We start from the raw sequence: 25,258 nt of genomic DNA on the forward strand, positions 1-25,258 counted from the left end.
AGAGTTCCCTCCCAGCGATGTTTACTACACTATTGTGGCATTAATACCCGGCCCAATAACCGATGGTGACCGGCAGGGTATATAGTTCATCTTTGATAATCGCTGGCAGGATATTGCCACCAGCATTGACATAACAGTTAAAAGCATCGTCCGCCAGCACCAATCCCCGGGGGAATAATGAGATAATCTCCTCCGCCAGTTGATAGCCCGTTTTCGCGCCGGTCCCTTTTTTCATCACAATATTAACCTGATAATTCCCGCTGTAGGTCTGCACCTCTTGGGAAATACCTAACGCCACCGCAGGCTCCGGAGCAATAAACGGTTCCAGATGAAGATCGTCATCCGCCGTAAACGTCACATTAGCCAAGGTGTATTTAATATTGTTCTCTTCAGCCCAGGCCGTTAACCTGGACTCAAACAAATCATTGATACGCAAGGTGCTCATGGCGCCTCCTGGTTTAACCCTATTGATAAGAGTGCATCACCTTGGATTAAACCAGTAATAGCACTCTAGCTGATATATTTCGTAGCGAGAAGTTTATTTTAAAAAATATTTTATCAACTGCGAAACGCAATAACCACGCTATCAATTTACTAGATAAAACTCGTAGCGAATAGATTTTTATTAAATTATTTTTCGCCATTTATTTAAAATAACAAAACCACCCCGCATTGCGGGGTAGTAATTACTTCAATTTTAAAAGTCTTTATTTTTTATTATCGGTAATAGTTTATCTATCCATTTCCAAACGAATATTCTGGCTGACCAGACAACCCTCGATAAAACTTTCTGCCACCTGCATCTGCTGCCTTACCCGGCCTTCCGAACATTTCCAGCCGCGAGCAATGGCGGACTTCGATTGCCCGTAAACGTAGTAACGCAAGATCAGTTCCAGCTCCTCCGGCTGCCGTAGAGCCTGCAGGTGGGCAACGGCGCGATCCACCACCAAGCCGTCCTCGTCACAGCAAGAGGCCTGCTGTTTGCTACTGCCCGGCAGCAACCCTTTAAAACCGGCGGCGATATGCGAATATCCCAGAGAAGAGCTTTCTCTTGCCCACACGCCCCAACGCCCCAAAACCTGTTGAATGTCCCGCATAAGACCTCCTTATTTTTATTGGCTCTAGTGTAACCAGGCGAGGCAAAGCCGCCCATCGATGGGTGTTGTAGGAAACCTCACAGGACAAAGCAGGGGAAAAAACGAGCAGGAAATGAAGGTATTGGTGCAGCACTATTGCGGGAGGATAGCGCCAGAGGTGGAAAAAAGCATTAAATATCAGCCTTTGGAGGAGATGCCTCCCCCGAAGCGGGCGCAGATCAAGACATGGCAAACTGCTCGAGTACTTTGCCTTCCATACGATAGCGCACCCATTCATCTTGCGCAGCCGCACCAATGCTGAGATAGAAATCAATCGCTGGCTGATTCCAGTCCAGCACGCTCCATTCCAGGCGTCCGCAACGGCGTTCACAGGCAAGCTGAGCGATATGGCGCAGCAAGGCTTTGCCCGTTCCCGCCCCACGGAACTTGGGAGTGATATACAAATCTTCCAGGTAGATGCCGTTCTTACCCAGCCAGGTCGAGTAGCTCATAAAGAACACTGCATAGCCTGCTGGCTCGCCATTGACACTGCAAATCAGCGCCTCTGCGCAGGCGTTGGGGCCAAACAGGCTTTCTTCGATCTCTGCCTGGTTGGTGCGCACCTCATCACGAGCCTTTTCGTACACGGCCAACTCGATGATCATATCCAGAATTAGCTTGGCATCGGCTTTCACCGCCGGGCGGATTTCAATTGTCATGATGTTCCCTAAAGAGAGTGATTTTCCTGCTGCCAGCATAATACTTAACCAATTCAGGCACAAACGGCAATTTACCGGGCATCTGAGCGGGCGCCCCCCTAGGTAAGGTGGCAGTTGAGGAATGTTGATAGAGGAATGCCTGTGGTCTCCTATACTCAGTTTTCCCCCTAACAGATCTGGAGAAACGATATGTCATTTAACGTGGGTGATTTTGTGCAGCGTAAAACCGGTGGGCCAAAAATGACCGTTATCGAAGAGGATGGAGAGGCGTTGGTATGCAGTTGGGTTGAACTGGGGGTCGAACAACGCACCGAGGTACAGGCCAATGAAGTGAACCCCTATCACGAAGACGACGACTTCGGCGTCTGCTGATATTCCGTGAACTCTCTCATGCCTTCTCGCTAGATAAAATGTGAAGTTGATCTAGTATTTACCAGGTACAGCAACCTATTTTGGGTAGTGGTTAAGGGGTTCACAATGAGCGAAAGTTTAAAAGACGGCACCATTCTGTTGGCCAGAATTTTGCTGATGATCCTGTTTCTGATTTTCGGTTGGATGAAGCTGACCAACTTTGGTGCCACGGTCACGGCAATGGAAGGCTACGGCACGCCAATGCCTTACCTGGCCGCGGTTGTCGCCGTGGTGGTGGAGTTCATTTTCGGTATCTTCATCGTGCTGGGGGCCTTCACCCGGCCGATAGCCATCATTTATGCGCTCTATGTGCTGGGCACCGCCTTTATCGGCCACCCGTTCTGGCGTTTTAGCGGGGCAGAAATGATCGGCAACGAGATCAACTTCTTTAAAAACATCAGTATTATCGCTGGCCTGCTGCTGCTTGCCGTCACAGGTGCTGGCCGTTACTCTCTGGATTATAAGTGGTTTAACCGCTAACGCTCCCTCTATGGCGGCGCTCCCCTGCGCCGCCATACTCACACCTTAACGGCTATGTTTGGCATGGCGTTCGAAGTTATCCGCCTTGGCTGCGGCAGACTTGCGTAAGGTGACGTAGCACGCCCCCTCACCTCCATCACGTGGCAGTGCCCGACAAAATGCCTGCACCTGTTCAAACTGCCCCAACCATTTGGCCAGATAGCTGCGGATGATGTTCGGATGGCTTTGATCTGTCCGCCCACGGCCATGCACAATCAACACCGAACGCAGGCTGTCTTTCTCCGCCTGGATGATAAAGCGGAACAGCGCCTGGCGGCAGTTCTCGACCGGCTGGCGCAGCAGATTGAGGCTGACCTGTGGCGGATAGAGGCCGTGACGCAGCTTGTCTAGCACCCCTTGCTGAATACCTTCGCCCTTATATTCCAACGGGGTATCGCAGGGAATAATGTCCAGAAAGCCAGTGCTGAGGAAATTCTCCAACTGTAACGCCTGAGCTTCCCGGCGAGCACGTTTATCGACGGGGTCCTGCGCCTTGAGGTACAGCGTGGATTGCCCCGCGGATAACGGCCTCACATCGGCCATCGCCTGGGCAAAAAAATCGTTCTCTTCGTTGCTCATTTCACATCACTCTCGGGAGATTTCACCCACCGGCGGACTATTGCTTTTAGTGGGAATGGCTTGATTGTAAGACGCCTTGCCAGGGTTGCAAGTAAGGAATTGACGGCAACGGGTGAGGTTGTGAGCGGTTTTCGTTATACTGCAGGCCATTATTGAGTGCCGCAAAGGATCCAACCCATGAATATGCGCGAGCTGGAAATCCAGTTTCAGAATGCAATGAATGAGTTACAAGCCAGCTTCGAACAGCAGCACCGTGAATGGCAACAAAGCTACCAGGCTCTGCAACAACAGCTGGCCGAAGCGCAACGGCGTGAAACCGCGCTGCGCATGCAGAATGAACAACTGGTCAACAAACTAAGCACCGCCAGTTCGGTGCCGGAACAGCATGCCCTGGTCAAGCAGATCAAGATGCTGGGTGCCCATTTGGATGCGCTGGCACAAGATGCCGCCACTTTTAATCGCCATGTCCATAATAAACAACGGGCCGCAGACAATTTCAGCGGCGAGCAACACTGACAATTTCAGGCGCGTATGCTGCGCACCAAGACGGTAAAAATCATACATGACGTGGATCATCATCGCCGCCCTGATCGTAGTTTTCATTATTGGCTATCGTGTCCTGACTTCCGACACCCGCAAGGCGATAGATTCACTGGCGCATTTGCTGAAAGTAAAACCGATGTTGGTGGAGTCCATGCTGCAGGAAATGGGCAGCCGCCACAGCCAAAGCTTTATCCGCATGTTGAACAACGGCTATACCGAAGAGATGCATCAGGCCGCCTATATGCTGTTTATCTACCTGACGTTTATCAAGCAGGCGGACGATGAGCAGATTGGCCTATGGCGGGAAACGCTGCTGCGCGCCGGGCTGTCGCCGGAACTGCACGCCGAGCACACCGAGGCGGCGCTGTTTTACTTTGCCGAACTGGATCTGGATGCGTTTGAACTGGCGCAGTTCCGCCGGGCCTACAACGAACGTTATAACCGGGAAGCGCTGAGCAACTGGTGAAGCTTTCCCCCGGCAACGGGGGAGAGTTTAAAGGAACATGCTGTAGAGATAGCGCGAGAGCGCATCGCGGGAGCTGAAACCGTGAGGAATGCCGTAACGCGTGTTGGGCGTATCACCGCTTAAATCCAGAGGAAACTCGAGATACTGCTCGCTGTTTCGCATCAACGAGGTCGGCGTGGCAAAATGGAGGCTCTTCTCTTTCAACGCCGGGTGGATCACCAACGCCATTCTGCCCATTCGCGCTTCCCGATTCACATACACGTAGTGCTCGCCCTTGCGAAAACCGTAGGTCTGATCGGTGACATAATCACGCTCAAAACCGGTACTCTCTAACACCTTAGCCACTTCATCCGGCCGTAAATACATCTATTTCTCCTCTCAGTTCTGGTTAGCTTTGCGACCTTACCGTAATCAGGAGATGAAACAATTAATTTATCCGTACTCATTCTGGTTTAGGAATAATCTGCAGCTATAGGCCCCCCGCCTGCTGTCTACGCCATTCGCTAGGGCTCATCCCCTGAACCCGCAGAAACTCACGGTTAAAGTTGGATTTGGTGCTGAAACCGGCCTCCAGCATAATCTCGGTCACCGGGCGATCGCTGCTGCTCAACCACCGCGCCGCTTGCTGAATGCGTAATTGATTCACGTATTGGGATACGTTCATCCCCGCCTGCTGGTTAATCGCCTGGGAGACCTTACGTGCCGGTATGCCCACCTTGCGCGCTAACCGGGCCAGGTTCAGCGCCGGTTCCAGATAGAGATCGTCCTGGCGTAGCCGCTGGTTGATCAGCTCAAAGCAGTGCTCGTCATCCTCTGTTAGCGCCTCGGCTTTCACTGGTGGCAAGGGCTGCTCTTCGGGTTCCGGCTGTTGACGCTCACGGCCAAGCACCAAACCTACCCCCAGGACCATCATCACATTGCCAAAGGCCGCCAGTGCACCAGCATGCCTACCGGCTAACAGCGAATAATCCAGGGTGATCGCCAACTCGGTCAGGCCGCAGACGATCAGCAGGCCGCCTAATCCGCACCATAAGCGATAGCTCAGCCAACTGTCCGCCAGTGCCACCTGCTGCAAGGCATTCTCGCCGCGCCGCAGGTACAGCAAAATAGCCGCGCCGTAACCGAGATAGCCAATAACGATCAGCCCATCCAGCGCCGCCAATGCGCGCCACTGCACCAATAACACCAGCAGCGGGAACGTCAGATGCCCAACGACGCGCCACCCCATCGGCCCACGGGCTTGTAACATCAGCACCAGATAACACAATGGCGGGATCAGGGCGGCCCCCAGCGGTTGCAAAATAGCGACCCAAGGTTGCTGATAGCCAAAACGGATCCCCACCAGCAGGCTTTGCCAAGCGCAGATCAACAGCAACAGCTGTAGCAGCCAACAGTGTGGCCGTGGCCAACCCAGGCGCACGATCAATGCCAGGCACAACAGGCTGAAGAGAAAAGACAGCGGGATAAGCGGCATGTTACCTCTGTGGTTGTTCGGGAACGCCCCAGTGTAGAGACCATAATCAGCTAAAACAATCGCTTAACGACCTGGATCGCGATCTAGGTCGCGCCAGGATAACGCGGATGCCATGGTTTGGTTTTCCCCTTTAAGGAGTAATTATGAAAAAGTTCTGGATCCTGTGTCTGCTGTTTAGCAGTGTCGCCACCGCCGCGCCCTGGCAGGTTGCCAGCCGCCTGCAAACGTTTTATAACGGCGAACGCCCATTGGTCACCCGCATCTATTACCCCACAAACGCTCAAGGCCAGCTGCAACAGGTTGGCGGCAGGCCGGTATTTGTAGGTATCCCTGCTCTGCCAGACGCCCCGCCAGCAACCGGACATTTTCCACTGATGATCATCAGCCACGGCAGCGGTGGCAACAATAGCAGCCAAGCCTGGCTGGCGAGGGCGTTGGTAGAACAAGGAATGATCGTGGTTGCAGCCAATCATCCGGGCAGTACCAGCGGTGATTCCATTCCGGCAAAATCGCTCGAACTGTGGCAACAAACGCGCGATATCTCGGCGCTGATCGACGCCATGCTCAAGGATGGCACATGGCAACCGCGGATCAACACGCAGGCCATTGGCGTGGCGGGGCATTCCAAAGGTGGTTATAGCGCCATCTCTGCGATTGGTGGCCGAGTCGCGCTAAAGGATTTTATTGCCGGTTGCCAACAGCAGCCACGATCGCCTAACTGCCTGTTTTATGCCGGTGTTAACAAGAACAGTATCTCTGCCACCCAGTTTGACGCTAATTACACCGATGCCCGCATCCGCTTCGCCATCGCCTTGGACCCAGGCATGGTGCCCTATCTGCAACCGGCCAGCCTGCGCCAAATCAGCGCGCCGCTACTGCTCATCGCCGCGCAACATTTTATGCCGGGTAACGATCCGGAAAGTCTGGGAGCTGAGTCGCTAGCAACGCACAGCGGGCAGCAACCAATCAAGGCCGTCGTTTTGCCGGGCAGCAATCACTTCGATTTCTTACAGCTTTGTACGCCAGCCGCCCCGGAGATATTAGCAGAAGAAGGGGAAACCTTTATCTGTGGGTCTTCCCCTGCTGAACGTGAACATGCCCACCAGCAAACCATCGCTGCCGTGCTGGCTTTTATTCAGCCGTGGCTATCCGCGCCCGCAGGAAATCGATAAACGCCCGGACCTTCTCCGGCACATGGCGCGTGTTGGGATAGAGCGCATAAATGCTCTGTGCCGGGAACTGGTGATCTGGCAGCAGGTGGCACAATTGCCCGTTAGCAATAACGGGCCGAACCAGCCATTCCGGCAGCAGGACCACACCCGCCCCCTGTAACGCGAAAGTCAGCAACGCAGTGGCACTATCGGCCATCAGCCTGGCGTCATCTTCCACTTTGAATAACACCGCCTGACGTTCAGGGGTGAGTACTTGCCAACTCAGCGGTGAAGGGAGACGGCTGTGGGCCAGCCAGGCAGCCTGAGCCAGTTGGGGCAGTGACGCGATCGGCTGCTGTGCCAGATAGGCCGGTGCCGCCACCGGTAAGATAGCGAAATTATCGATCAGTGCCGCATGATGATTGGAGTCCGCCAGTTGGCCCAGGCGGATAGCCACGTCAAACCGCTCGGAAATCAAATCCGCATGGTAAGAAGAAGAAACGTGCTGAATGCGTAAGCGCGGGTGCAACTGCGCGAAGGCGGCCAAGGCCAGAACCACCACCTGCGCACCATATTCCGGCGTGCTGGTGATGCGCAGAATGCCACTCAAGCCATGATGATCGCGGCGCACATCGTCGAGCAGGTATTCCGCATCCTGTAATAACCGTTGGCAACGCGGGTAAAAGCGCTCGCCAGCATCGGTGAGTGACAGCCGCCGCGTACTGCGCACCAGCAATGAAACGCCTAGCTCGCTTTCCAACTGCTTGATGTTAAAACTGACCACCGCCTTGGTTTGCCCTAGTGCCTCCGCCGCAGCGGTAAAACTGCCGGTGTCGACCACTGCCGCAAACATCGCTAACCTGGCTAAATTGAGCATCTTTCACCCACCAACTGTCAAAATATTTTTGACAGTGTAATCGCTCAGCGCCGATTTATCAGCCCTTTCCCGCCCGCTACACTGCACGCCTTCAACCGGAGGCTTCATGGCTTATCGCACTAAAGTGGCAATCGTCTATCTGCTCGGATTCTTTGTCGATCTGATCAACATGTTTATCGCCAACGTCGCCTACCCAGCGATCGGCCATGCTTTGCAGGCCAGCATCAGCCAACTGGCCTGGATCAGCAATGGTTACCTGCTTGGCCTGACGCTGGTGATCCCGCTCAGCGCCTGGCTAGCGCAACGTATTGGCGGGCGGCAGGTTTTTTTACTGTCGTTGGTGCTGTTTATGCTGGCAACCACGGCGGCAGGCCGCGCTGGCTCGATCGAAACACTGATCGGCTGGCGGGTGATACAAGGTATGGGCGGAGGGTTGCTGATCCCGATTGGCCAAACGCTCACCTATCAGCTGTTTCGCAGCCATGAACGCGCCGGGCTTTCTGCCGCCATCATGCTGGTGGGGCTGCTGGCTCCAGCGCTCTCCCCAGCATTAGGTGGCCTGATTGTCGATCATCTTGACTGGCGCTGGGTATTTTTCAGCAATCTGCCACTGGCAGCACTGGCCTTGTTGTTGGCTATTTTTTGGCTGCGTAACGAGCCTGCGCCCAGCGAGGTTAAACGGCTGGACATCACCGGGCTGATTAGCGCCTGCCTGGCACTCACCTTGATCCTGCTTGGCCTGACCCGTCTGAGTGAACCCCATTTGCTGTTGCAAGGCGCTATCTTGCTGTTCGCTGGGCTGTTGGTGTTTGCTTACTACCTGCGGCACAGCCTGCGCCATCCAAACCCGCTGCTAAATCTGCGGCTGGTGCGGGATCCGCAGTTGCGCATCGCCATGATCGTCTACCAGTGCATTCCTGGTCTGTTCATCGGCGTCAGTCTGGTGGCGATGCTGTATCTGCAAAACCAGCTGGGTATGTCAGCCACTCAGGTTGGCGGGCTGATGGTTCCCTGGTCACTGGCTTCTTTCGCCGCCATCACCCTGACCGGCAAGGTTTTCAACCGTTGCGGCCCGCGCCCGCTGTTTATTGCCGGTTGTGCTTTGCAAGGGCTGGGGATGCTGGCCTTATCGCAGATCGGCGATGCCGGGCAGCATAGCTGGCAAATCTTTGCGTTTGCCTTGATGGGGCTGGGTGGCAGCCTGTGTAGCAGCACGGCACAAAGCTGCGCCTTTCTCACCGTTGCCGACACCCAGTTGGCCGATGCCAGCGCGTTATGGAATATCAACCGCCAGTTGAGCTTTTGCTTTGGCGTTACCCTGCTCAGCCTGTTGCTCAATCTGTTGCTCGGCCATTTGGAACCGCTCGTGGCCTATCGTTACTGTTTTTATCTCGCCGCAGCCAGTACGCTGTTCCCGATGCTGCTGTGCCTGCGTATTACCAATCGCGCCATCGTGCGCCATCTCAACGCTGAACAGGGATCCTGATGAATCGTTATTTTACCGAAGTGATTGACGCCCATGTGGCTATCGCCGACTGGCTGGGAAAAGGGGCTGGGGAACTGCAACCGCTCTTGGCACGGTTTCACGCAGATTTTTCCATGATTGCCCTAAACGGCAGCAAGCTGGGGTCCAACGAACTGGGGGGATTTTTCCAGGCGCATCGGGCTGCAAAGCCGGGGCTGGAGATTGTGATCGAAGAAATGAAGATGGTCGCAGAATGGGCAACGGGGGCCGTAGTCAACTATCGCGAGAAGCAAACGCTGCCAGGCCAACCTGCGACCCTGCGTTATTCTACCGTGGTATTTACCCAGAGCGCCGACGGGCTACGCTGGCTGCACCTGCACGAAACGCCTATCGGGCAATAATTACAGGAAGCTGCTGGCCAGGAACAATTGCCAGGCAACCACCAGACCACATAGCGTGACGGCACTGAAGATCACTTCAAACAGGTAGCGGTTCATCATGATGACCTCACCTCAAAAGAAGACACCCGGAAATCCGGGTGTCTGAGTATTCAGCAGAGGATGCGGAACCTTTGAGGGCTCCGCTATCTTCACTTATTTAGCTGCAGGAGCTGCGGCTTTCTTGCTTGATTGGTGGTGTTTTTTAGCAGCCTGGGCTTTCTGAGCTGGTTTAGCTGCGGCTTTGTGGTGCTTTTTAGCAGCCTGAGCTTTCTGAGCTACTGGAGCTTTGGTAGCGGCAGCTTTGTGGTGTTTTTTAGCGGCCTGAGCTTTTTGAGCTGGTTTGGTGGCGGCTTTGTGATGCTTTTTAGCAGCCTGAGCTTTCTGAGCTACTGGCGCTTTTTTGCTGTGCTTTTTAGCGGCTTGAGCTTTCTGCTCTGGTGCTTTTTTGGTGGCTTTCTTGTGCTCTTTCTTGTGGTGAGTCGCTTTAGCTGGAGCTTTCTCAGCCGCAGGAGCCGCAGTAGTAGGAGCCGCAGTGGGTGCCGGTGCAGCCGCAGTATCAGCAGCGAAAGCAACAGAAGACAGGCCCATGGTGGCAGCAACGATCAGCGCTAATACTTTTTTCATCTTTAAATCCTCAGATTGTGTTTTTCGGTAAGCCCGGTTGGGCCGTTGAAGAGATAATAGAGGAATCAATTCGCCGCTTCCGTGAGTGATTGGTTTCGCTGAGTAACCAAATGTACAGAGCCTGTAGCCAGGCCCTCAGGCTGGGATAAAGCCAAAAAAAAGCCTAGTTATTCGCGGGGATAGCCATTAATTTTCGTGATCGCCAGCACACTTCCCAAAATGGTCTACACTTAAAGGACATGTGTCGTAACGGAGAGTCGAATGTTTAACAAGACAGATAAAGTAGAACGAGACATCGATCAGGACGTGAACCTGCTGGCCGATACGCTGGATGAAGTATTACGCGATTCCAGCAGCAAGACCAAAGAAGAACTGCATGAACTGCACAGTAAGGCAAAAGGGATATTACGTGATGCCCGTGCACGCTTCAACGGTTCCAGCAGCCTGACACAACATGCTCGCGACGTAGTTGGCAATGCCGATAGCTATGTACGAGACAAACCTTGGCAGGGCGTAGGCATCGGTGCCGCTGTTGGTATCGTGCTCGGCGTCTTGCTTGCACGGCGTTAACCCATGTAGCTGGTTTTAACCATAAAAACAGATGTGCGTCTGGCCCACGGTTTTCCGTGGGCCGCTTTATTTTCAGCTCTCGATAATTGCCACCAGCCGGTCCACCGCGCGCTCTGCTTCGCTATAGCTGGTAAAGTTGCCAAAGCCCATCAATAAGCCATTATCGGCAGGCGAAGACATCTGCCAATCCGACAATGCCTGTATCGACAACCCTTGTTGCCAGGCTCTCTTGGCCAGCTCACTGTCATTGAGCCCTGCCTTCAAATGAGCCAACATCTGGATGCCCCCGGCCTGTGGTGCCACCGTCAAATAGTCTGCAAGCCGCTGTGTCAGGGCCTGCACCAACCATGCGCGCCGCTGGCGATACAGCAACCGCATGCGCTTCAGATGGCGGTAAAAATGCCCGCCGTTGATAAAATCGGCCACTCCGGCTTGCAGTAACGGTGGGCAACCGCAGCCTCGCAGCTGGCTACAGCGCTCAAAAGCCGCCGTCTGCTCTGCGGGCACCACCAGATAGGCCATGCGTAACGCCGGAAACAGGGTTTTGCTGAAGGTCCCGGCGTACAGTACACGCCCCTGACGGTCGAGGCTTTTTAGCGGTGGCAAGGGTTTGCCGTAGTAGCGACATTCGCTGTCGTAATCGTCTTCGATGATCCAGGCCGAGTGACGGGTTGCCCAATCCAGCAGCGCCATACGCCTGGCCAGGCTGAGGGTAACGCCCAGCGGGCTTTGGTGAGTCGGCGTCAGCACCGCCATGCGGGCGTCTGGCCCGGAGGCAATACCGGCGTCAATATTCATCCCTTCTTCATCAACCGGCACTGGGATAATTTGCATTCCGGCGGCGCTAAACAGCGGCTGGGTAACCGGATAACCAGGGTCTTCCAGCCAGACCGCCTCTCCCGGCTGCAACAACGCGTTGATCACCAGCTCTATCAAAGCCTGATAACCCGCGCAGATAAATACCTGTTCCGGGCGGCAAACAATGCCACGGGAAAGGTGCAGGTAATGGACGATTGCCTCGCGCAGTTCCGGTAGGCCATTAGGTGGTGGGTGTGCCAGTGAGGCCATAGTGGTGCCACGCAACTGCCGGGCAACGATGCGCTGCCATACCGCCCGTGGGAAGGCATCCAACGCGGGCAGACCAAGCTGGAAGGGTTGAGTCGGCCCGGCGGGATGAGACTGAAATGCGGAAGGTGCCGGAGTCGCCAAGGGGAGAGCCGCTGACAGCTCGGCGCGCTCAGGCATTTTCAGCAACTGGGAGGAGACATAGGTTCCTGCCTGGCCCCGGCTTTGCAGAAAACCTTCGGCCACCAGCGCAGCGTAGGCATTCTCAACCGTTGCACGCGCTACTCCCAGATCGCTAGCCAAGCCGCGTACCGAAGGTAAACGGCTGTTGGCCACCAGGGTGCCCTGCACGATAGCGTCTTTAATCCGCAGATAGATCTGTCGGTATAGAGGCTCGGCCTGTTGGTGATCCAGGCATAAGGAAGCAAAAATATGGCGTGTCATGGCTTAATCCCCCTCACCCTAACCCTCTCCCACAGGGAGAGGGGACATACCGTGCCACAAATGACCACCTGCGCCCAACGGCGACTCCGGACTGGCTCCCTCTCCCCACACAAGTGTTCGTGACGAACCTCGAACCGTACATTGGGAGAGGGTTGGGGTGAGGGGAAAATGGGCCGTCTGAATTGATGAGCACTACGTGTCATGGCCTGGTTAAATAATCATTTTATGGCTCTATAGCATAGACCATATCGCGGCTAAAGTAGCGCCATACATTGGTTACGTCATTAATCCGAGGTTTGAACATGATCAAGCAACGTTTGCAGTACGCCGAACTGTCACCGGCCCCTTATAAAGCCATGGTGAGCGCATTGGGCGGGTTAGAAAAAGGCCCGCTGGATAAAGCGATCATTGAGCTGATGTTTATGCGCGTTTCGCAGATCAACGGCTGCGCTTTCTGCCTGGATATGCACGGCAAGGCGCTGCGTGCAGGGGGAGCGAGCCACGCCAAGCTGGATACGCTGGCCGGCTGGCGCGTCAGCCATGAATTCAGCGAGGCAGAACGTGCCGCGTTGGAATGGGCCGAAGCGGTCACCCTGATTGCGGCAACCGGCGCACCGGACAGCGCCTTTGACGCCCTGAAAGCCCATTTCAGCGATGCCGAAATCAGCGACCTGACCTTTGCCATCAGCATTATGAACGCCTTTAACCGCCTGGCAGTCAGCATGCGGCAGTAATTTTGCTGGCCGGGGCAACCCGGCCTGCTCGATCCGCATCGCAAAAAATATTTCCCCATCGCTTTTCCAGCCTCGGCGCGGCCTGCGCACCAAAAACCTAAAAACACCACATATAGTGATGTTGATAATATAAATATCTACATATAGTATTCATTCATCAGCACAGGGGGAAACGCTTGGGTTGGTGACGCCGTCAGAAACGCCCTATCATGCTCAACTTTCTGACTTATCCGCCTTTCCTTCAATACAAAAGGTAAATGCGAATCATGAGTATTATTATTTACACTAAACCAGACTGTGTCCAGTGCAATGCCACCTACCGTGCCCTGGATAGACAAGGGATCGACTATCGCGTGGTCGATCTGACCCAGGATCAGCAAGCGCTGAACCACGTTAAATCACTGGGCTATCAGCAGGTTCCGGTGATTATTGCCGGTGACGATCACTGGTCTGGTTTCCGCCCGGACAAGATCGGCGCGTTAGCTAACGCCCTAACCTCCTGAGGTGTGCCATGGATCCGCTGGTCTACTTCTCCAGCAGTTCGGAGAACACCCACAGATTCGTTGAGAAGCTGGCACTGCCAGCGATACGCATCCCGATCGCTGGCAGTAAAAAAGTACTGATGGATCACCCTTATATCCTGATCGTACCCAGTTATGGCGGCGGCAGCAGCGTCGGTGCCGTACCGATCCAGGTGATCCGTTTTCTCAATGATCCGCAAAATCGCGGTTACCTGCGTGGTGTGATTGCCGCAGGTAACACCAATTTCGGCGCAGCGTATGGCATCGCCGGTGACATCATCGCCAAAAAATGCCAGGTACCGGTGCTTTATCGTTTTGAGCTACTCGGCACTACACAAGACGTCGCTATCGTTCAACAGGGAGTCACCGCATTTTGGCAACGACAGAACTGACCAGGCCCGCCAGCGCCACGCTGGATTACCATTCGCTCAACGCGATGCTCAACCTTTACGACGCCGAAGGGCGCATCCAGTTCGATAAGGATCGGCTGGCCGCCAGGCAATACTTTTTGCAGCACGTGAACCAAAACACCGTGTTCTTCCACAACCTGGCGGAAAAATTGCGCTATCTGGTGGATGAGGGATATTACGAAGCGACGGTGCTGGAGCAGTATGAGTTCGCCTTTATCAAGCAGCTGTTCCAACAGGCTTATGCCAAGAAATTCCGCTTCGAGACCTTCCTCGGCGCCTTCAAGTATTACACCAGCTATACGCTGAAAACCTTCGATGGCCAGCGCTATCTGGAACGCTATGAAGACCGGGTGTGCATGGTGGCGTTGCGGCTGGCAGCGGGTGATACCGCTCTGGCGCAGGATCTGGTGGAAGAGATCATCTCCGGGCGCTTCCAACCCGCGACGCCCACCTTCCTCAACTGCGGTAAACAGCAGCGTGGCGAGCTGGTTTCCTGCTTCCTGCTACGTATTGAAGACAATATGGAGTCGATTGGCCGCGCGGTGAATTCGGCACTGCAACTCTCCAAACGCGGCGGCGGTGTGGCCTTTCTGCTGAGCAATATCCGCGAGGTTGGTGCGCCGATCAAGCGCATTGAGAACCAGTCTTCCGGGGTGATCCCGATAATGAAAATGCTGGAAGATGCCTTTTCTTACGCCAATCAGCTGGGGGCACGCCAAGGGGCCGGGGCGGTATATCTGCACGCTCATCACCCCGATATTCTGCGCTTCCTGGATACCAAGCGGGAAAATGCCGACGAAAAAATCCGCATCAAAACCCTGTCGCTGGGGGTGGTGATCCCGGATATCACCTTCGAGCTGGCAAAGAATAACGAAGAGATGTACCTGTTCTCTCCTTACGACGTGCAGCAGGTGTATGGCGTGCCGCTGTCTGAGATTAGCGTCAGCGAAAAATACCGTGAGATGGTGGATGACAAGCGCATCCGCAAATCTCGCATCAACGCCCGTGAGTTTTTCCAACTGCTGGCGGAGATCCAGTTCGAATCCGGTTATCCGTACATGATGTTTGAAGATACGGTCAACCGCAGCAATCCGATCGCCGGGCGCATTAATATGAGCAACCTGTGCTCGGAGATCCTGCAGGTCAACAGCGCCAGCCGTTATCATCAGGATCTGAGCTATGCCGAGATCGGCAAAGATATCTCCTGCAACCTGGGTTCGCTGAACATTGCCAAAGTCATGGATGCCCCCGATTTCGGCAAGGCGGTGGAAACCGCGATCTACGGGCTGACGGCGGTAGCGGATATGAGCGATATCGGCTCGGTGCCGTCTATCGCCGCCGGGAATCAGGCCTCCCATGCCATCGGCCTCGGCCAGATGAATCTGCACGGCTATCTGGCGCGCGAACGCATCTTCTACGGTTCGGACGAAGGGATCGATTTCACCAATATCTATTTCTACACCGTGACCTACCACGCCCTGCTCGCCTCCAACCGGCTGGCAATAGCGCGCGGCAGCAGTTTTACCGGTTTCGAGGACTCCACCTACGCCAGCGGAGAGTATTTCAGCAAATACATCGAGCAGGCGTGGCAGCCAAAAACCGCGCGGATGCGTGAGCTGTTCGCCAACGCCAATATCGCCATACCTGGGCGTGAGGAATGGTTGGCATTGCGCGCTGCGGTGATGATGCACGGGCTGTATAACCAGAACCTGCAGGCGGTGCCGCCTACCGGCTCCATCTCCTACATCAATAACTCGACCTCCAGCATCCATCCGATCGTCTCACGCATCGAGATCCGCAAGGAGGGCAAGATTGGCCGGGTCTATTACCCTGCCCCTTACATGACCAACGACAACCTGGAGTATTACCAGGACGCCTACGAAATTGGCCCGGAAAAGATCATCGATACCTACGCCGCCGCCACGCAGCATGTGGATCAGGGGCTGTCGCTGACGCTGTTCTTCCGCGATACCGCCACCACCCGCGATATTAACCGCGCGCAAATCTACGCCTGGCGTAAAGGTATCAAGACCATTTATTACATCCGCCTGCGCCAGATGGCGTTGGAAGGGACTGAGGTGCAGGGCTGCGTGTCCTGCGCGCTGTGAGGAAAATTATGACAATGCGACGAGTGCAGGCCATCAACTGGAACAAGATTGATGACGACAAGGATCTGGAGGTGTGGAACCGCCTGACCAGCAACTTCTGGCTGCCGGAAAAGGTGCCGCTGTCGAACGATATTCCGTCCTGGGCCACGCTGAGCGCCAAGGAGCAACAGCTTACCATCCGCGTATTTACCGGGCTGACGCTGCTGGATACCATCCAGAATACCGTTGGCGCTCCGGCGCTGATCGCCGATTCCATCACCCCGCACGAAGAGGCGGTGTATTCCAACATCAGCTTTATGGAGGCGGTACACGCCCGTTCCTACAGTTCGATATTCTCCACCCTATGCCAAACCCGGGATGTCGATGAGGCTTACCGTTGGAGTGAGGAAAACGCCACGCTGCAGAAAAAAGCCAGCATCATTCTGGCGCACTATCGCAGCGACGATCCGCTGTTGAAAAAGGTCGCCAGCGTGTTTCTGGAGTCGTTCCTGTTCTATTCCGGCTTTTACCTGCCCATGTACTGGTCGAGCCGGGCCAAGCTGACCAACACCGCCGATCTGATCCGCCTGATCATTCGCGACGAGGCGGTGCATGGCTACTATATCGGTTACAAGTTCCAGAAAGGCCTTGAGCAGGCCAGCCCGGCCCGCCGCCAGCAGGTGAAGAACTTTGCCTTCGATTTGTTGCAGGATCTGTACGACAACGAGGTGCGTTATACCGAAGAGCTCTACGACGGAGTGGGCTGGACGGAAGAGGTCAAAACCTTCCTGCACTATAACGCCAACAAGGCGCTGATGAATCTGGGCTACGAGGCGCTGTTCCCACCGGCAATGGCACAAGTGGATCCGGCGATCCTGTCGGCGCTGTCCCCTAACGCCGATGAGAACCACGATTTCTTCTCCGGTTCCGGCTCTTCCTACGTAATGGGCAAAGCGGTGAATACCGAGGATGAGGACTGGGCGTTCTAAATGCCTGACGCCATCTAGCATAAAAAAAGCCCCGCATCCTCGCGGGGCAAATCGGCAACACACTACTCAATAGAAATGCGATAGCACCAGCAGCGACAGCGAAACGTTGATCGCCCCGCCGATGCGCGTTGCGATCTGGGCAAAGGGCATCAGCGACATCCGGTTGCCCGCCGTCAGGATCGCCACGTCACCGGTTCCGCCTTGCCCGCTCTGGCAGCAGGAAACAATGGCCACGTCGATCGGATGCATACCGATCTTCTTGCCAACCAGGAAACCAGTGGCCACCAGCGTGCTTACCGTGGCAACGATCACAATCAGGTTCTGCACGGTGAAGGCATCCACCAACTCTTGCCACGGCGTGATGGCTACGCCCACGGCAAACAGGATCGGGTAGGTGACGGCAGTGCGGAAGAATTTATACACCACCTGCGATCCTTGCTGAATGCGTGGCGAAACGCCATGTGCCAACTTCACCGCCACTGCGGCAAACAGCATCCCCACCGGGGCCGGCAAGCCGATCAGCCGGTGTAACAACATGCCCACCATATACAGCAGGATGGCCAGCAGCGCGCCACAGGCGATAGTAGCGACATCCACGTTACCGCTCAGTTTCTCCGTTGCTGCGACCTCGCTATCGCCCTGCTTGTTCGGCATCAGGCTGCCTTCGCCGGTAAGGTGTGGATAGCGTTTCCCCAATTGGTTCAGCAGGCCAGCAATCACGATCGCCGTCAGGCTGCCCAACATCACGATCGGCAGGATACGCCCCAAGGCTACGCCCTGCTCCATATGCAAAATGGCGGCATAGCCCATCGATAATGGGATCGCCCCTTCCCCTACGCCACCGGCCATGATCGGCAAGATCAGGAAGAAGAAGATCTGGAACGGATCCAGGCCCAACGCCATGCCCACCGCCATCCCGACCAGCATTCCGGCCACTTCACCGCACAACATCGGCACAAAGATACGCAGGAAACCCTGGATCAGTACCTGGCGGTTCATGCTCATAATGCTGCCGACGATGATGCAGCAGATGTAGAGATAAAGAATATTGGTCGACTTGTAGAATTTGGTGGTGGATTCAACCACCACGTCCGGCAGCAAACCATAGTGCACCAGTGCGGACGGAATAAAGGTGGCGCAGATGGCGGCAGCCCCCATTTTCCCCACCAGCGGCAGGCGCTTGCCAAACTCACCGCAGGCAAAGCCGAAGAACGCCAGCGTCGCCACCATCACCACGATATCGCTGGGTAATTTCCCTGCCAGGCAATCGAGCAGGATCAGCACTCCGGCCAGCACGAAGAAGGGCAGCGGTATAATCCCTATTTTGTAATTATCCAGAATATGCCACCACTTCTCACGCAGCGGAATATCGGCAGTTTTATCTTTGGCAACGAGGTAGGAATCATCGGTTGTGCTCATAATCTGGCCTCTTATTGTTTGTTCGGCCATCATAGAGAAACGCTTGGAGTCACCGCTGTGATTTTGTTCAAAATAAAAAAGGGTTTTTAATGGGGGTTATGGTTTCTATGGTGTTAATACCCTTTATGTAAAATATCCCGTGGAGTTAATGGCGTTAATAATAGGCTTATTTTAAGTTTTACTGATTTTATCGCACGTTCGGTGTTCACTGCGCCGCTGTGCAATATTCCTCCTTACAATAAAGCCGTGCCGATGCTCACAACTTGATCTTGGGCAATATTACTTCAAGGGCGACTCATGATAGGGTAGTCACCCAAACAGACACCAGGACCCGCGGCAAACCATGCACATCAAACTCTCTTTTCATATCAAGCTGTTCCTGTGCCTGGTCGCCTTTTCCTGCGTGTTGCTGACGCTGATCGGGGGTTACACTTACTACAAACTGGATGCGCAGTTGCACCGGGACCTGGGTGCCCGTGCCCAAGTGCAGGCACGTGAGATTGCGCTGATCCCCTCCCTAGTCACCGCAGTTGAAAATAACGACACGCAATACATTGCTGCGCTGATGAAAAAAATCCGCGCCAGCAGCGATGCCAGCTATATTGTGATCGGCGATAGCCATACCATGCACCTTTACCATTCCGAACATGCCGATCGTTTGGGAACCCCCATGGTAGGGGGCGATAATAAAGAAGTGCTGGAAGGCAAAAGTATTATCTCGATCCGCAATGGGGGGATCGGTATTTCATTACGCAGCAAGGCACCGATTGTCGATGACAATAACCAGGTGATCGGTATTGTTTCCGTCGGTTATCTTAAATCCCATATCGACAGTTTAAATGCCCATACGCTGACCCAGATCGTGGCCTCGATCGTCTTGCTATTGATGGCGCTGTTTATCTTTTCCTGGCTGTTATCGAAGAACCTGAAACGCCAGATGTTTTCATTAGAGCCGAAAGAGATCGCGCTGCTGGTGCGCCAGCAAAAAGCCCTGCTGGAAGCCATCTATGAAGGGGTGATCGCCATAGATCCGCAACTGCGCATCATCACGATTAACCACGCCGCGCGTGAGCTGCTGGATCTGCGCCAACCGGCCAATAATCTGCTGGGCCAGCACATCGGTGAGATCATCCAGTCGCAGCCCGATTTCTTTGCCGCAGCGCAACTGGGGCACGACACCCATGATGAGGTGTGCCGTTTCAACCATGTGCGAGTGATTGCCAGCCGGGTGCGGATCATGCAGGAAGAAGAGCTACAGGGCTGGGTGATCAGTTTCCGCGACAAGAACGACATCAACACCCTCAGCAGCCAGCTTAGCCAGGTAAAACGCTATGCCGATAACCTGCGCATCATGCGCCACGAACAGCTGAACTGGACGGCCACGCTCGCCGGATTACTGCATATGCAACGTTATGACGAAGCCATCCGCTATGTGGAAGCCCAGTCGGAAGGCGCACAGGAGATCCTCGATTTTATTTCCCAGCGCTTCAGCTCCGCCGCGTTGTGTGGCCTGCTGTTGGGCAAATACTCCAGCGCGCGAGAAAAAGGCATTGAGCTCCGTTTCGATCCCGCTTGCCAACTGCGCCAAATCCCCGCCGCGCTGAATGAAACCGAGCTGATGTCGATTATTGGCAACCTGCTGGATAACGCGTTCGATGCTACGCTGCAATGCGCAGCACCGCACGAAGCGGTAGAACTCTATATCAATGACAGCAGCAACGAGCTGGTGATCGAAGTTGCCGATCGCGGCACCGGGATTGCACCGCAGGTTCGTGATACGCTGTTTGAACAAGGCGTGACAACCAAAGATAAGGGCGACCACGGTATCGGCCTGCACCTGGTGGCTAGCCACGTCGCTCAGGCGCATGGCAGCATCGAAGTGTCGGACAACGATCCGCACGGCGCCATTTTCTCGCTGTTTATCCCCAAAGCTTAAGCACCCGGATCCGACCTATGCAACCTGAGACACTGGACGTTCTGATCGTGGAAGACGAGCCGCAACTGGCCACGCTGCACGCCGAATTTCTTGAGAAAAATTTCAACCTGCGGGTGGTGGCTTATGCCGCTACCCTGGCGGAAGCCAGAGCAAAAGTGAATGCTCACCAGCCCCGACTGATCCTGCTGGACAACTTTCTGCCAGACGGCCAGGGAATTGCGCTAATGGAAGAAGCCGCGGTGAAAAAGCCCGGTTGCTCGGTGATTTTTATCACCGCCGCCAGCGACATGAATACCTGTAGCCAGGCGATCCGCAATGGGGCCTTCGACTACATCATCAAACCGGTATCCTATAAGCGGTTGCGCAATTCGCTGGAACGCTTTATGCAGTTTGTGCAGACCCAGCGCACCTTCAAGGTCATCGACCAGAGCAGCGTCGATGCGTTGTATAACCTGCAGTCCAAGCAGTTTTCCAACGAGCCCAGCGCCAAAGGGATTGAAACCATCACCCTGGAGTTGGTGCAGGCGTTGTTCATCGAGCAGCCGGAAGTAGCCCACGCGGTGGAAGACGTGGTGTCACACGCTGGCATTAGCAAAACCACCGCACGCCGCTATCTGGAATACTGCGTAGCAACCCAGTTTGTGCACGTTGAAATGCTCTACGGTAATATCGGTCATCCGCGCCGTTTATACCGCAAGGCTTAGGCTGACATCTGCCTGTCACATTGCGGGGCTATGCTGGCTCCTAGATATCCCCTTCGATATCGGCATCAATGTTACATTCAGCTCTTTTTACCCGGCCAAGACTTGGCCGGGTTTTTTATTTGTGTGGCTTAAAAGGTATACCGCAGTCCTACGCGGATACGATACTGCTCCTTATTATAATCGTTCCAGCGATCCAGCCATTGCAGCTCCAGATAGGGCATCCAATGGGTATCTATTTTATAGCTGAACTTATTGGTGATCTCCCAATGGTGGCTCTTGCCATTTTTACTGTTAAAGTCGTTTACCCGGATAAAGTAATGTGGCTCGAAGGTATAATTTAACTCATCGCTGAGCTTAAAGTTCCAGTAGTTGGCAATTTCATGGGTATCATTACGCGCCGGGTTGCCGTTAAAATCGATGGAATCATAGTTATTATGGTTATAGCGATAACGCACGGTCAGGTTGAAAAACGGCAGGAATTTATAGTTGTTGTCCAGGTAGATGGCACCGCCGGATCCCGCACTGCTCGAGTTGACCAACCCGCCAGGGGACACCGTCCATTTATCCGTTGGCCGGAACAATGGATACCAGCCCTCCAGCTCGTTATAGCTGTGCTTGAGCTGATCAAACTTGCCAATGTTATAGGCGTTGGTGGCCATCACACCGGCTCCACCATCAAAATTATAGCCGCCGCGCAGGATGATTTCGTTTAATTCAGAGGCGGTATTATAAGCCTCACGAGTTTCCAGATAGGCACGTCCGGCCTGAGCGCTTGCTGAGGCAAACAACGCCGCTACCAGTAGTATCGTATTGGTTTTATTGCTGCTAGAACCCCAGAGAGTAGACATGGTTGAGTTTCCTTGTGAAATTGATCCTGATAAAAGCATGCAGAAATCCCGCCGCCATGCCGTTAGGCATGACAGCTGTGCGTTATTATTGGTAATGCCTTGGCTTAGACTTCTTTGATTATTGTCGTATTGATTGCCGGATGAAGCTCGGCCTGTTCGTCACGGTTTCCTTTTTTGTTATTAATCTCGGTGATGATTTGCATAAATAGCTGTTCATTTAACTTATAGAAAAACCCCATCATGACGGCGGCAACCATCGCCAATACGCAGGGATAAATAAAGATTAACTCGCGCAGGCCTTTCAGCACCGAGGCAGACTGCTCAATATTCGGAATATAGCCGATCTGCGTCAGCATAATGCCGGGTAACAATCCGGCTAGTGCAGCGGAGATCTTGCGTGAAAAGGTATAGCCGGTATACACCGAGCCTTCCGCGCGGATGCCGGTTTTCCATTCGCCGTAATCAACGGTATCGGGCACCAGCGCCCAGTTCAGGCTGTTGACGAAGGCCGTCCCGAAGAAGGCCATGCAGGAGAACGCTACGAAAGAGAGCGAGCTGTCGCCCCAGGCGTAGTTACACAGATCGCCCAGGCACCACAGCAACAGGCCACCAAGGTAGACCCGCTTTTTGCCAAAACGCTTCACCGCCGCTGGCACCATCAGCACGCCAATCAGAATGCAGCCCATGCTGAAAAAACCCATATAGGACAGCAAATGGATATCGTGCAACACGTATTGGGTGTAATAGACCTGGATCGCCAGCTTGATATTAAACGCCGCCAGCGTACACAGGTTGGCAATGCACAGCACCAGCAACGGTGGGTTTTGGAAAATGGCGCGGAAGGATTTGAAGATGCCAGGTTTATGATGTGCCGGTACCACGTCAACGTAGCGCTCTTTGACCCCGCCATGGCACCACCACATGCAAAACACGCCACAGGTCGCAAACACTACCGCGGCAACCAGATAGCCCATCTCCGGACGTGAAGTAAACAGCATCTGGATCGGGACAAAACCCACGGTGCATAACAGCAGCCCCAGCGTTGCACCTCCCTGCCGCCAAGCGGCCAGCTGCGCGCGCTCCTGCGGGTTTTTGGTCATGGCTGGCACCATCGCCCCATAGGAGCAGTTCATCAGGCTGTAGAACAGGCCGAACAGCATAAACAGCACGGTAGCCAGGACGGTTTTGGTATTCAGGCTGAACCCGCTATTGAGGAAGTTGGCCACGGCCAGCAAAGCCACCGGTAGCGAGGCATAGAAGATAAACGGCCTGAACTTGCCTTTGGCACCGATATTTCGCCGCGAATCCAGCAGGACGCCAGTCAACATATCGGTGAAAGCGGTAAAGAATTTGGCGATCAAAAAGATCACGCCGCCGTAGATGGCGGGCAACCCCAGAATATCGGTATAGAACTTCAGCAAATACAGGGTACCGATACACAGTATCAGGTTGGAACCGAAGTCTCCCATGCCGTAGGCAAACTTTTCGCGCAGCGGCAACCGCAGCGTAACGGGATCTTGGTAGGATAAAGAGTTGGCCATCTGGCAGATCCTTATTATTGTCTTAACCCTTAAATACCCGTCGTCTTTCAAGCCGCAGCGTTGTTACCTGCACTATCTCACCCCAGTCACTTACCCAAAAGTAAGCTCCTGGGGATGAGATAGCTTGTCGCCTAGCTGCAACTTGAAATCCATAGGGTATTTCTGCTGCAAGAATGATCAGCCATAAACGGGTTGGTTTTATCTGTTTACATAGCCGGGCTTACCACCCGCTTGCGCTCTTCCAGCTCACCGACGATCTTGAGATAGTTCTTCTCCGTCAGGTGATAGAACAGCCCCATGGTCAATGCGGTCAGCACTGCCAGGCCACACGGATAGAGGAAGATCAGCTGCCGCAAGCCTTCCAGCGTGCCAGGCCCCTGCGCCACGTTGGGAACATAGCCGATATAGGCCAGCATCACGCCAGGGAAGAAACCCGCCAGCCCTTGGGAAACCTTGCGAAAGAAGGTAAAACCGGTATAAACCGTGCCTTCCGAACGCACGCCGGTTTTCCACTCACCGTATTCCACGGTATCCGATACCAGCGCCCAGTTGAGGCTGTTGACGAAGGCCGTCCCGAAGAACGCCAGGCAAGAGAACAACACAAACAGCGTGGAGGTATTGCCCCACATATAGTTCATGGCATCGCCCAGGATCCACAGCGACAGGCCGCCCAGATAGACGTTTTTCTTGCCAAAGCGTTTCACCACCGTCGGAACCAGCAGTACCCCAAGCAGGATGCAGCCCATGCTGAAGAAACCCATATAGGACAGCAGGGTGATATCGTTGAGGACGTATTGGGTGTAGTAAATCTGGATCGCCAGCTTGATGTTGAAGCCCGCCAGCGTGCACAGGTTGGCCACGCACAGTACGAACAGCGGTTTATTACCGGCGATCGCCTTGAAGGACTGCAACAGACCCGGCTTGGGTGCACCCGGTTTCGGGATCTCGACATAACGCTCTTTGACGCCGGAATAGCACCACCACATGCACAGCATGCCGACGAAGGCGAAGATAGCCGCCCCCACCAGATAACCCACCTGTGGGCGCCCGTCAAACAGCGACAGGATCGGCACAAACGCTACGGTACACAACAACAGACCCACCGTCGCCCCGCCCTGCCGCCAGGCAGCCAGTTGCGCACGTTCTTGCGGGTTTTTGGTCATCGCTGGCACCATCGCGCCGTAGGAGCAGTTCATCATGCTGAAGAATAGCCCGAACGCCATAAAGATCAGCGTGGCGATCACTGTTTTAACGGTGACATCAAACGAGGCGCCAACGCCGATAAAGTTGGCCACCACCAGCAACGCCACCGGCATTGAGGCATAAAGGATAAATGGCCGGAATTTGCCTTTGGGGCCAATATTGCGCCGGGAATCGAGCATCAGCCCGGTGCCCATGTCGGTAAAGGCGGTAAAGAAACGCGAGATGAGAAAGATCAGCCCGCCCCACGCAGCGGGGATCCCCAACACGTCGGTATAGAATTTCAGCAGGTACAGCGTGCCGACACACAACAGCAGGTTGGAACCGACATCGCCCATGCCATAGGCGAATTTCTCGCGCAGGGGCAATATCAGCTTCACCGGATCCTGGTTAGCTTCACTCATGGTGATTCTCCTTGGAAAACACCTATTCCCAGAGATAGCCGC

At 54.5% G+C, this 25,258-nt stretch carries 28 protein-coding genes; 15 read left to right on the forward strand and 13 right to left on the reverse strand.

All coding sequences use genetic code 11. The features are described 5' to 3' along the window. Positions 1-40 precede the first annotated feature (40 nt). From WN53_RS01285 to WN53_RS01295, 3 genes are all read right to left on the reverse strand, one after another. Complete coding sequence (locus tag WN53_RS01285) at positions 41-445, reverse strand: phage tail terminator-like protein (RefSeq protein WP_024485120.1); 405 nt, start codon at positions 443-445, stop codon at positions 41-43. Between the two features lie 286 nt (positions 446-731). Next, positions 732-1,097 (reverse strand): antiterminator Q family protein, encoded by a 366-nt coding sequence (locus tag WN53_RS01290; protein WP_021807641.1) that lies wholly within the window; start codon positions 1,095-1,097, stop codon positions 732-734. Between the two features lie 218 nt (positions 1,098-1,315). Then, a complete protein-coding gene (locus WN53_RS01295) occupies positions 1,316-1,795 on the reverse strand; it encodes a GNAT family N-acetyltransferase (RefSeq protein WP_024485121.1) in 480 nt (159 codons plus the stop codon). 189 nt (positions 1,796-1,984) lie between these two features. On the opposite strand from WN53_RS01295, the gene WN53_RS01300 reads away from it, so the two are divergent. Next, on the forward strand, positions 1,985-2,167 hold the full coding sequence (locus WN53_RS01300; protein ID WP_024485122.1) for a YodC family protein: 183 nt from the start codon (positions 1,985-1,987) through the stop codon (positions 2,165-2,167). A gap of 105 nt (positions 2,168-2,272) precedes the next feature. Continuing rightward, positions 2,273-2,686, forward strand: coding sequence for a DoxX family protein (locus WN53_RS01305; protein WP_024485123.1), 414 nt, complete (start codon positions 2,273-2,275; stop codon positions 2,684-2,686). A 45-nt stretch (positions 2,687-2,731) separates the two neighbouring features. On the opposite strand, the gene smrA is transcribed toward WN53_RS01305, so the two are convergent. Then, positions 2,732-3,304, reverse strand: a complete 573-nt coding sequence (gene smrA, locus WN53_RS01310; RefSeq protein ID WP_024485124.1) for a DNA endonuclease SmrA — start codon at positions 3,302-3,304, stop codon at positions 2,732-2,734. Positions 3,305-3,481: 177 nt separating this feature from the next. Here smrA and WN53_RS01315 point away from each other — a divergent pair, with 177 nt between their 5' ends. Continuing rightward, complete coding sequence (locus tag WN53_RS01315) at positions 3,482-3,820, forward strand: MbeD/MobD family mobilization/exclusion family protein (protein WP_024485125.1); 339 nt, start codon at positions 3,482-3,484, stop codon at positions 3,818-3,820. A 46-nt stretch (positions 3,821-3,866) separates the two neighbouring features. After that, positions 3,867-4,313, forward strand: a complete 447-nt coding sequence (locus tag WN53_RS01320) for a DUF1198 family protein (protein ID WP_024485126.1) — start codon at positions 3,867-3,869, stop codon at positions 4,311-4,313. Positions 4,314-4,340: 27 nt separating this feature from the next. Here the strand turns inward: WN53_RS01320 and WN53_RS01325 are convergent, their stop codons facing one another. After that, positions 4,341-4,679 carry a DUF2002 family protein gene (locus WN53_RS01325; protein WP_021178947.1) on the reverse strand — a complete coding sequence of 113 codons (339 nt, stop codon included), beginning with the start codon at positions 4,677-4,679 and terminating at the stop codon, positions 4,341-4,343. A gap of 103 nt (positions 4,680-4,782) precedes the next feature. Next, positions 4,783-5,787, reverse strand: coding sequence for a helix-turn-helix domain-containing protein (locus tag WN53_RS01330; protein WP_024485127.1), 1,005 nt, complete (start codon positions 5,785-5,787; stop codon positions 4,783-4,785). A 143-nt stretch (positions 5,788-5,930) separates the two neighbouring features. Here WN53_RS01330 and WN53_RS01335 point away from each other — a divergent pair, with 143 nt between their 5' ends. Then, positions 5,931-6,959 (forward strand): alpha/beta hydrolase family protein, encoded by a 1,029-nt coding sequence (locus WN53_RS01335; protein ID WP_024484818.1) that lies wholly within the window; start codon positions 5,931-5,933, stop codon positions 6,957-6,959. Here the strand turns inward: WN53_RS01335 and WN53_RS01340 are convergent. Next, positions 6,919-7,815 (reverse strand): LysR family transcriptional regulator, encoded by an 897-nt coding sequence (locus tag WN53_RS01340; protein WP_024484819.1) that lies wholly within the window; start codon positions 7,813-7,815, stop codon positions 6,919-6,921. The two genes, WN53_RS01335 and WN53_RS01340, sit on opposite strands and share 41 nt — an antisense overlap. A 106-nt stretch (positions 7,816-7,921) precedes the next feature. Here WN53_RS01340 and WN53_RS01345 point away from each other — a divergent pair, with 106 nt between their 5' ends. Beyond that, a complete protein-coding gene (locus WN53_RS01345) occupies positions 7,922-9,301 on the forward strand; it encodes an MFS transporter (protein WP_024484820.1) in 1,380 nt (459 codons plus the stop codon). After that, on the forward strand, positions 9,301-9,681 hold the full coding sequence (locus tag WN53_RS01350) for a hypothetical protein (RefSeq protein WP_024484821.1): 381 nt from the start codon (positions 9,301-9,303) through the stop codon (positions 9,679-9,681). Before WN53_RS01345 ends, WN53_RS01350 begins: the two co-directional genes overlap by 1 nt. 192 nt (positions 9,682-9,873) lie before the next feature. On the opposite strand, the gene asr is transcribed toward WN53_RS01350, so the two are convergent. Next, entirely contained in the window at positions 9,874-10,344 is a 471-nt protein-coding gene (asr, locus tag WN53_RS01355) for an acid resistance repetitive basic protein Asr (RefSeq protein WP_046807992.1), read from the reverse strand. A 261-nt stretch (positions 10,345-10,605) separates the two neighbouring features. On the opposite strand from asr, the gene WN53_RS01360 reads away from it, so the two are divergent. Beyond that, entirely contained in the window at positions 10,606-10,914 is a 309-nt protein-coding gene (locus tag WN53_RS01360) for an ElaB/YgaM/YqjD family protein (RefSeq protein ID WP_024484822.1), read from the forward strand. Positions 10,915-10,986: 72 nt separating this feature from the next. Here WN53_RS01360 and pdxR read toward each other — a convergent pair whose 3' ends face one another. Continuing rightward, complete coding sequence (pdxR, locus tag WN53_RS01365) at positions 10,987-12,423, reverse strand: MocR-like pyridoxine biosynthesis transcription factor PdxR (RefSeq protein WP_024484823.1); 1,437 nt, start codon at positions 12,421-12,423, stop codon at positions 10,987-10,989. 302 nt (positions 12,424-12,725) lie between these two features. Between pdxR and WN53_RS01370 the strand changes: the two genes are divergently transcribed. From WN53_RS01370 to nrdF, 5 genes are all read left to right on the forward strand, one after another. After that, positions 12,726-13,157 carry a carboxymuconolactone decarboxylase family protein gene (locus tag WN53_RS01370; protein WP_024484824.1) on the forward strand — a complete coding sequence of 144 codons (432 nt, stop codon included), beginning with the start codon at positions 12,726-12,728 and terminating at the stop codon, positions 13,155-13,157. A 266-nt stretch (positions 13,158-13,423) separates the two neighbouring features. Continuing rightward, positions 13,424-13,660 (forward strand): glutaredoxin-like protein NrdH, encoded by a 237-nt coding sequence (gene nrdH, locus WN53_RS01375; RefSeq protein WP_024484825.1) that lies wholly within the window; start codon positions 13,424-13,426, stop codon positions 13,658-13,660. 8 nt (positions 13,661-13,668) lie between these two features. Next, positions 13,669-14,070 carry a class Ib ribonucleoside-diphosphate reductase assembly flavoprotein NrdI gene (nrdI, locus tag WN53_RS01380; RefSeq protein ID WP_024484826.1) on the forward strand — a complete coding sequence of 134 codons (402 nt, stop codon included), beginning with the start codon at positions 13,669-13,671 and terminating at the stop codon, positions 14,068-14,070. After that, complete coding sequence (nrdE, locus tag WN53_RS01385) at positions 14,052-16,196, forward strand: class 1b ribonucleoside-diphosphate reductase subunit alpha (RefSeq protein ID WP_024484827.1); 2,145 nt, start codon at positions 14,052-14,054, stop codon at positions 16,194-16,196. The genes nrdI and nrdE overlap by 19 nt, the downstream gene beginning before the upstream one ends. Positions 16,197-16,204: 8 nt before the next feature. Next, positions 16,205-17,164: a class 1b ribonucleoside-diphosphate reductase subunit beta gene (nrdF, locus tag WN53_RS01390; RefSeq protein ID WP_024484828.1), complete on the forward strand. Its 960-nt coding sequence runs from the start codon at positions 16,205-16,207 to the stop codon at positions 17,162-17,164. Positions 17,165-17,230: 66 nt separating this feature from the next. Here nrdF and WN53_RS01395 read toward each other — a convergent pair whose 3' ends face one another. Further along, positions 17,231-18,583, reverse strand: a complete 1,353-nt coding sequence (locus WN53_RS01395; RefSeq protein WP_024484829.1) for a 2-hydroxycarboxylate transporter family protein — start codon at positions 18,581-18,583, stop codon at positions 17,231-17,233. Positions 18,584-18,926: 343 nt separating this feature from the next. Between WN53_RS01395 and WN53_RS01400 the strand changes: the two genes are divergently transcribed. Both WN53_RS01400 and WN53_RS01405 read left to right on the forward strand, forming a co-directional pair. Beyond that, a complete protein-coding gene (locus WN53_RS01400) occupies positions 18,927-20,519 on the forward strand; it encodes an ATP-binding protein (protein ID WP_024484830.1) in 1,593 nt (530 codons plus the stop codon). A gap of 17 nt (positions 20,520-20,536) precedes the next feature. Further along, on the forward strand, positions 20,537-21,223 hold the full coding sequence (locus WN53_RS01405) for a response regulator (protein WP_024484831.1): 687 nt from the start codon (positions 20,537-20,539) through the stop codon (positions 21,221-21,223). Between the two features lie 128 nt (positions 21,224-21,351). On the opposite strand, the gene ompL is transcribed toward WN53_RS01405, so the two are convergent. The 3 genes from ompL to WN53_RS01420 all read right to left on the reverse strand — a co-directional run bounded on the left by ompL (position 21,352) and on the right by WN53_RS01420 (position 25,216). Further along, positions 21,352-22,071, reverse strand: coding sequence for a porin OmpL (gene ompL / locus WN53_RS01410; protein ID WP_024484832.1), 720 nt, complete (start codon positions 22,069-22,071; stop codon positions 21,352-21,354). Between the two features lie 104 nt (positions 22,072-22,175). Continuing rightward, a complete protein-coding gene (locus WN53_RS01415) occupies positions 22,176-23,612 on the reverse strand; it encodes an MFS transporter (protein WP_024484833.1) in 1,437 nt (478 codons plus the stop codon). A gap of 206 nt (positions 23,613-23,818) precedes the next feature. Then, a complete protein-coding gene (locus WN53_RS01420; RefSeq protein WP_024484834.1) occupies positions 23,819-25,216 on the reverse strand; it encodes an MFS transporter in 1,398 nt (465 codons plus the stop codon). Positions 25,217-25,258: the final 42 nt, after the last annotated feature.

The sequence above is a fragment of the Serratia fonticola genome (assembly GCF_001006005.1).
In the GTDB taxonomy this organism is placed as follows: Bacteria; Pseudomonadota; Gammaproteobacteria; order Enterobacterales; family Enterobacteriaceae; genus Chania; species Chania fonticola.

Bases quoted from the DNA above. Each gene is read 5' to 3' on its own strand.
- WN53_RS01285 (WP_024485120.1), bottom strand. From the start codon at position 445: ATGAGCACCTTGCGTATCAATGATTTGTTTGAGTCCAGGTTAACGGCC.
- WN53_RS01290 (WP_021807641.1), bottom strand. From the start codon at position 1,097: ATGCGGGACATTCAACAGGTTTTGGGGCGTTGGGGCGTGTGGGCAAGA.
- WN53_RS01295 (WP_024485121.1), bottom strand. From the start codon at position 1,795: ATGACAATTGAAATCCGCCCGGCGGTGAAAGCCGATGCCAAGCTAATT.
- WN53_RS01300 (WP_024485122.1), top strand. From the start codon at position 1,985: ATGTCATTTAACGTGGGTGATTTTGTGCAGCGTAAAACCGGTGGGCCA.
- WN53_RS01305 (WP_024485123.1), top strand. From the start codon at position 2,273: ATGAGCGAAAGTTTAAAAGACGGCACCATTCTGTTGGCCAGAATTTTG.
- smrA (WP_024485124.1), bottom strand. From the start codon at position 3,304: ATGAGCAACGAAGAGAACGATTTTTTTGCCCAGGCGATGGCCGATGTG.
- WN53_RS01315 (WP_024485125.1), top strand. From the start codon at position 3,482: ATGAATATGCGCGAGCTGGAAATCCAGTTTCAGAATGCAATGAATGAG.
- WN53_RS01320 (WP_024485126.1), top strand. From the start codon at position 3,867: ATGACGTGGATCATCATCGCCGCCCTGATCGTAGTTTTCATTATTGGC.
- WN53_RS01325 (WP_021178947.1), bottom strand. From the start codon at position 4,679: ATGTATTTACGGCCGGATGAAGTGGCTAAGGTGTTAGAGAGTACCGGT.
- WN53_RS01330 (WP_024485127.1), bottom strand. From the start codon at position 5,787: ATGCCGCTTATCCCGCTGTCTTTTCTCTTCAGCCTGTTGTGCCTGGCA.
- WN53_RS01335 (WP_024484818.1), top strand. From the start codon at position 5,931: ATGAAAAAGTTCTGGATCCTGTGTCTGCTGTTTAGCAGTGTCGCCACC.
- WN53_RS01340 (WP_024484819.1), bottom strand. From the start codon at position 7,815: ATGCTCAATTTAGCCAGGTTAGCGATGTTTGCGGCAGTGGTCGACACC.
- WN53_RS01345 (WP_024484820.1), top strand. From the start codon at position 7,922: ATGGCTTATCGCACTAAAGTGGCAATCGTCTATCTGCTCGGATTCTTT.
- WN53_RS01350 (WP_024484821.1), top strand. From the start codon at position 9,301: ATGAATCGTTATTTTACCGAAGTGATTGACGCCCATGTGGCTATCGCC.
- asr (WP_046807992.1), bottom strand. From the start codon at position 10,344: ATGAAAAAAGTATTAGCGCTGATCGTTGCTGCCACCATGGGCCTGTCT.
- WN53_RS01360 (WP_024484822.1), top strand. From the start codon at position 10,606: ATGTTTAACAAGACAGATAAAGTAGAACGAGACATCGATCAGGACGTG.
- pdxR (WP_024484823.1), bottom strand. From the start codon at position 12,423: ATGACACGCCATATTTTTGCTTCCTTATGCCTGGATCACCAACAGGCC.
- WN53_RS01370 (WP_024484824.1), top strand. From the start codon at position 12,726: ATGATCAAGCAACGTTTGCAGTACGCCGAACTGTCACCGGCCCCTTAT.
- nrdH (WP_024484825.1), top strand. From the start codon at position 13,424: ATGAGTATTATTATTTACACTAAACCAGACTGTGTCCAGTGCAATGCC.
- nrdI (WP_024484826.1), top strand. From the start codon at position 13,669: ATGGATCCGCTGGTCTACTTCTCCAGCAGTTCGGAGAACACCCACAGA.
- nrdF (WP_024484828.1), top strand. From the start codon at position 16,205: ATGACAATGCGACGAGTGCAGGCCATCAACTGGAACAAGATTGATGAC.
- WN53_RS01395 (WP_024484829.1), bottom strand. From the start codon at position 18,583: ATGAGCACAACCGATGATTCCTACCTCGTTGCCAAAGATAAAACTGCC.
- WN53_RS01400 (WP_024484830.1), top strand. From the start codon at position 18,927: ATGCACATCAAACTCTCTTTTCATATCAAGCTGTTCCTGTGCCTGGTC.
- WN53_RS01405 (WP_024484831.1), top strand. From the start codon at position 20,537: ATGCAACCTGAGACACTGGACGTTCTGATCGTGGAAGACGAGCCGCAA.
- ompL (WP_024484832.1), bottom strand. From the start codon at position 22,071: ATGTCTACTCTCTGGGGTTCTAGCAGCAATAAAACCAATACGATACTA.
- WN53_RS01415 (WP_024484833.1), bottom strand. From the start codon at position 23,612: ATGGCCAACTCTTTATCCTACCAAGATCCCGTTACGCTGCGGTTGCCG.
- WN53_RS01420 (WP_024484834.1), bottom strand. From the start codon at position 25,216: ATGAGTGAAGCTAACCAGGATCCGGTGAAGCTGATATTGCCCCTGCGC.